This window comes from Lyngbya aestuarii BL J (assembly GCF_000478195.2).
Classification (GTDB): domain Bacteria; phylum Cyanobacteriota; class Cyanobacteriia; order Cyanobacteriales; family Microcoleaceae; genus Capilliphycus; species Capilliphycus aestuarii.
Window position 1 is genome coordinate 1 of record NZ_AUZM01000141.1, and the last position, 6,014, is coordinate 6,014.

A 6,014-nucleotide genomic window follows, 5' to 3' on the forward strand; every position below is an offset into this window, starting at 1 on the left:
ATCTCCCCATCTCCCCATCTCCCTACCTCCCCATCTCCCCATCTCCCCATCTCCCTACCTCCCTACCTCCCCATCTCCCTACCTCCCCATATCCCCATCTCCCTACCTCCCCATCTCTTTCTAACCGGGTGGCCACTGCATCTGACGACCTCCCATAATATGAACATGGAGATGAAAAACGGTTTGACCCCCATCTGGCCCGTTATTAATCACGACTCGAAAACCATTATCAAGTCCAGCTTCAGCGGCGACTTGTTTCGCTTTTAACAACAAATGTCCCATAAGAGCATGGTCTTCTGGCGTCGCATCGGCTAACTTAGGAATAGGCTTCTTTGGAATCAGAATAATATGGACAGGTGCTTGGGGGGCAATGTCCTTGAAGGCTAAAACCAACTCATCCTCGTAAACAATATCAGCCGAAATTTCACGACGGATGATTTTACTAAATACTGTATCTTGATCAGTCATTGGTCTGATTGGGTTTGACTTCAACTCTTGCATCTGATGGACAACGAAAAGCTCTAATTATTTAGTTTTTCCGTTGTTTGATCAATCATACGAGATTAACCCTATTATTATCCATTCAAATCATCATGTTAGCCAGAGTTTGGAGTGCATCTGTTGTCGGAATTGATGCCGTTAAAGTGGGAGTCGAAGTTGACATTTCTGGAGGACTCCCCAAAATCGTAGTCTTAGGCTTACCGGATACTGCTGTACAAGAATCCCGTGAACGAGTCAAAGCGACATTAAAAAACGCCGGATATGCCTTTCCGATGCGGAGTATTGTGATTAATCTAACTCCGGCTGATTTGCGGAAAGAAGGGCCAAGTTTTGATTTGCCCATTAGTATTGGAATTTTAGCCGCTTCTGAACAAGTGAATCCCAATTTGTTAGGGGATTTTTTATTTCTCGGTGAAGTTTCATTAGATGGTAGTTTGCGGGCAGTTGCCGGGGTTTTACCCATTGCGACGGCGGCTTCTAAAATGGGAATTACCGGGTTAGTTGTACCGGAAGATAATGCTCAAGAAGCTGCAATTGTTGAAGATGTTTCGGTTTATGGGTTTAAAACAATTTTTGAGGTGGCTGATTTTTTAGAACGTCCTGATGCCTATCAACCTGTGAAATTAGATCGCTCAAAAGTGTTATCTCAAACTCAAGCAATTGGTTTAGATTTAAAGGACGTTAAAGGACAAATTCATGCTCGACGTGCCTTAGAAATTGCCGCAACAGGCGGACATAATCTGATTTTTGTCGGGCCTCCTGGCAGTGGAAAAACAATGCTAGCTCGACGTTTACCGGGGATTTTACCTGCTTTAATCTTTGAAGAAGCCTTAGAAGTCACTCGCATTTATTCTGTTGCTGGACTGTTAAAAAATCGAGGTCGTTTAATCTGCGATCGCCCTTTTCGTAGTCCCCATCATTCAGCATCAGGGCCGTCTTTAGTTGGAGGAGGAAGTTTCCCAAAACCTGGTGAAATTTCCCTCGCTACCAATGGGATTTTATTTCTTGATGAACTCACAGAATTTAAGCGTAATGTTTTAGAGTATTTACGTCAACCTTTAGAAGATGGATTTGTGACGGTGACTCGCACTCGTCAATCGGTTGTTTTTCCGGCTAAGTTTACTTTGATTGCTAGTACCAATCCTTGCCCTTGTGGGTATTACGGTGATCCGATTCAAGCTTGTAGTTGTTCGCCCCGACAACGAGAACAATATTGGGCAAAACTATCAGGGCCATTAATGGATCGGATTGATTTACAAGTGGCTGTTAATCGTTTAAAACCTGAAGAAATTATCCAACAATCAACCGGAGAAGACTCAGAAAGTGTTCGAGAACGAGTTAAAAAAGGACGAAATATTGCTCAAGTTCGGTTTCAAGAAGAACCTCAAATTCAGTGTAATGCACAAATGCAAAGCCGCCATATTCAAAAGTGGTGTAAACTCGACGAAAGCAGTCGTCAGCTTTTAGAAGCGGCGATTCGGAAATTAGGATTATCAGCACGGGCCAGCGATCGCATTTTAAAAGTCTCTCGCACGATTGCAGACTTAGCAGAATCAGATGATATTCAAGCCAATCATTTAGCTGAATCCATTCAATATCGGACTTTGGATCGAATGCAATAAGTTTTAGGTTCAAAAAAGCTTCATAAACTGGTGAATTTACGGAGAGGCAAAAATTGAACTATACATCCATTCTTTGGAAAGTTCAGTAATTCAACCCTTTTTTATTCAGACTGAAAAAATTAAAATAGTGCAAGAAGTCTTCCGTCTATTCCAGTTGCTTGACAACTGAGCCAGAATTATGAAAAGTCAAATTGACACAGTGAACGGACTCATTCCTTCTGCAAGCGACAATTTCTCCGTTACCGCCCAAAGCCTTAAATATGGTGCAGTATCAATGCTAGAATCTGGTTCTGGTTTGAGCAACAAAAGTCATCGTTCAGTTAGCCAACATCCACAAGCTGCTGGTTTTGTGTTTGAACATTTACAAGCTATTGGCTTGAATATTAGTGCGGAACTGAAAGGATCGAGATCAGGTGCTGATCAAATTTCAGTCGATAGAATGAAAAAATTGAATCCAGATCTTTCTATTAAAAAAGTTGGAGAAATCATTTCCAATATTCAAGCCAAAGCAGGTGCAGTACAACCTATTGAAAAACCAGTTATATCTGAGTATTATTCAGGAAAAAGATTCACAAATTCCGAAAATGCTGATCGTTCAGAAGCCACTATTTCGATTAATATTGATGGGGTGAAAAGTGTTCCGGTTAATCAATATTTTGCGGAATGGGTGGCTGAAAATCCTTATTTAGCAGCGAATGTGATGAATGAGGCCGCAAAGCTTGGAAAAGTGAGCGACACAGGTTTAGAAGGTGCTGCGATTAACACGATTATTAATATTCTGTTTCGATCTCTAAAAACAATTGGGGCTTATTGTCGAGATGAACAAGAATTTGATCAAGCTGAATTATATAAAATTCTGGAAGTGACCTTAGCTGGTTTAAAAACAGGTTTTCTGCGAGGTGTAGCCATTAAAGTTATTCAAAAACTGATGGATGGGAGTGCTTTTGCGGCTTTAGGATTTACGGTTGGGATCGAAGTTATTCCGACTTTAATTAAAGTTTTAAAAGATGAAATGACTCTCGAACAAGCGATCACCGCAGTTGGGCCAAGAATGTTGACTTCGGCGGTGATTACAACTGTTGTCGTTTTATTTCCAACCTTGGGAACTGCGTTACTGAGTGCTTCAGTGATCAAAGCAATTTGGGAAGAAATCTCTCCAGAATGGAAAATTTATATCTCTAAAATGGGTACTGATATGAATTCTGCGATCGCTACGGGAAGTACAGTGATTGCTATGTCTGAAGCGGGAAGTTGGGAGTTGAAAGTGGGGAGTTAGGGGTTGGTTGCTAAAGTCCCTCATCCCTAATCCCGGATTAAACATTAGAACCGTTCACCAACCCCGAAGTGAATCCGTCCGTCGCCTTCATCGCTCACCCCGTAGTCAATCCGAATTGGCCCTAAAGGAGATTGAATTCTCAAACCGGCACCCACACCCAAACCACTACCCGGTTTACCTCGAATTCCGCCCGGGTTTCCAGGAACGGTACTCTGAGTTCCTAAAGAAGTCGCCCCATCAATAAATATGGCTCCTCCAACGAGGAAGTTACTGATTGCAAATACAGGGAAACGATACTCAATAGAGGCTAAAACAAAGCTCCTGGCGGCGGCTAAATGACCCTCACGCCAACCTCGAACGGTATTAGCACCCCCCAAAGCAAAGGCTTCATAGGGCGGAAAATCTCCGATCATAGTTCCGGCTTGGAAGTTGAATGCTATCGTTTGAGGCGCATCTGGAACCAATTCGATCAAACGGATTGGAAGATAATAACTATAAGTCGCCCGCAAGCGATTATAAGAAATGCTCCCTGAACCAATGGGAATCGCTTGTTCGGTACCGAATCGAAACGCATATCCTGAAGTTGGAAATTGCTGATTATTCCGGCGATCTCTGGCAATTCCAAATTGTACCGTAAACAGATCATCCTCACCGTCATCGCTTTCACTGAGGAGTTTTCCGGCGTCATCCCGAGGCGTTATGTCTCCGTCTCCATCTCTAATTTCAACGTGCTGATATTGAACGCCCAACGAAGCAACCCAGTTGGGAGGGCTAAAGACATCTTCAGCAAAGGGACGAGTAAACGTAATTCCGCCCCCTGTACGAACCACCCGAGGGCGATCGCCGTTGGGAAGTCGAACATTGTCATCATCGTCATCTTGTTCAAAAATCACTGAAATAGCTTGGCGTCGGAAAATATTGGCGGTGTAGGAGGTGCGGTAAGGATCTCCATCAATCCAAGGATCAGTGAAGCTAATATCTAGTAAGAGAATCCGTTCACCAAGCTGAACTTCTGATCCTAAGCGTTGATTTCGACCGTTAATATTGAGTTCTTGATAACTTACCGTACCAAACAAGCCTGTCGCCGAACTGACCCCACCCCCAAGAACTAGAGAACCTGTACTCCGTTCAACGATATTCACCACCATTACTGCTTTTCGGGGATCTTCATCTCCGGGTTCAAGCTGAAGTCGCACATCTTCAAAAATCCCTAAACCAAAGATACGAGATAAGTCTTGTTGAGCGGTTCTTTGGTTGAAAACATCTCCGGGTTCTAACTCAATTTCACGAGTAATAATGTAGTCTTGAGTTTTCCCTTCGATGGGGTTTCCTTCTTCGTCTGTTAGTTCTCCTTCACTGCTTAAAAACTGAACCCGAATCTTTTCAATTTCTCCTTCAGCAACAACCAGTGTTAAGGTTCCATCTGGGCTGACTTCGGGTGCTTCAATTACCTGAGCTAATACATAACCATTTTCTTGATACCAGCTATTAATTTCTTGAATTGCTTCTTCAATTTCATTGAGGTTAATCACTTCGTTAAACTGACCTGAGAAGCTTTCTTCTACTACTTCTGGTGGGAGTACACTATCGCCTTCGATAATCACTGCTTCTAAGGGGGGGTTGGGTTCGACTTCAAAGGTAATTCGTACACCTAATGGTGTGTCTTGTGGAAGCGCCCGAACATTTCTAAAAAATCCTAATGCAAAAATCGCGTTAATATCTTGTTGGAGTTGAGAACGAGTTGTAGTTCTTCCGGGTACTGTTGAAATCGCATTATAAACTCTTTCAATTAAAGCTTCATTATCGGTTCCCTCAATCACAACTTCCGCGACTAATACTTGAGGTTCGGGTTGGGCGTTTTGAGAGGGTCTTGGTGTCGGACTGGGTGGGGGTGGAACGGGAAATTGAGGTTGGGGAACAGGGGGAGGAGGTTCGGGTATGTTATTGTTTTCGGGTTCAATTTCGGGTTCGACTTCTCCTTCTGGGGACGCTTGAGCGAGTTCAAAGGGTTGTTGTTGTAACGGTTCTCCAAGTTGAATAGATTGACTTTGATTTACATTTGTAGCACCTGCAATTTCTGATTTGAATAAGATCGGTTCAGCTTGATCTTCTTCGATTTTGTATAAAGTAATTTCTCGGTTGATTTCTAGCTCTGATTTTGATTTATTTAACCCGAATTGTTCCGTAGATTCAGCCCACTCCGGTTTAACTTCTTCTAACTTATTTAGTGCGATTTCATCCGAAATTTCTGATAATTTTGACTTAGATAAAGCCAATTCTTGAGACGGTTCAATTATCTCCGGTTTAACTTCTTCTAACTTATTTAGTGCGATTTCATCCGAAATTTCTGATAATTTTGACTTAGATAAAGCCAATTCTTGAGACGGTTCAATTATCTCCGGTTTAACTTCTTCTAACTTATTTAGTGCGATTTCATCCGAAATTTCTGATAATTTTGACTTAGATAAAGCCAATTCTTGAGACGGTTCAATTATCTCCGGTTTAACTTCTTCTAACTTATTTAGTGCGATTTCATCCGAAATTTCTGATAATTTTGACTTAGATAAAGCCAATTCTTGAGACGGTTCAATTATCTCCGGTTTAACTTCTTCTAA

The 6,014-nt window shown here is 42.2% G+C and carries 4 protein-coding genes; 2 read left to right on the top strand and 2 right to left on the bottom strand.

Annotated elements, in window-relative coordinates; translation table 11 throughout:
• Positions 1–120: 120 nt before the first annotated feature.
• Positions 121–468 carry a histidine triad nucleotide-binding protein gene (locus M595_RS26805; RefSeq protein WP_023069740.1) on the bottom strand — a complete coding sequence of 116 codons (348 nt, stop codon included), beginning with the start codon at positions 466–468 and terminating at the stop codon, positions 121–123.
• 125 nt (positions 469–593) lie between these two features.
• Between M595_RS26805 and M595_RS26810 the strand changes: the two genes are divergently transcribed.
• Both M595_RS26810 and M595_RS26815 read left to right on the top strand, forming a co-directional pair.
• The gene (locus tag M595_RS26810; protein ID WP_023069738.1) at positions 594–2,123 is read left to right on the top strand and encodes a YifB family Mg chelatase-like AAA ATPase; all 1,530 of its coding nucleotides are present in this window, start codon (positions 594–596) and stop codon (positions 2,121–2,123) included.
• Between the two features lie 178 nt (positions 2,124–2,301).
• The gene (locus M595_RS26815) at positions 2,302–3,399 is read left to right on the top strand and encodes a hypothetical protein (RefSeq protein ID WP_023069739.1); all 1,098 of its coding nucleotides are present in this window, start codon (positions 2,302–2,304) and stop codon (positions 3,397–3,399) included.
• A gap of 44 nt (positions 3,400–3,443) precedes the next feature.
• Here M595_RS26815 and M595_RS26820 read toward each other — a convergent pair.
• On the bottom strand, positions 3,444–6,014 hold a 2,571-nt coding region (locus M595_RS26820), incomplete at its 5' end, for a BamA/TamA family outer membrane protein (protein WP_023069741.1).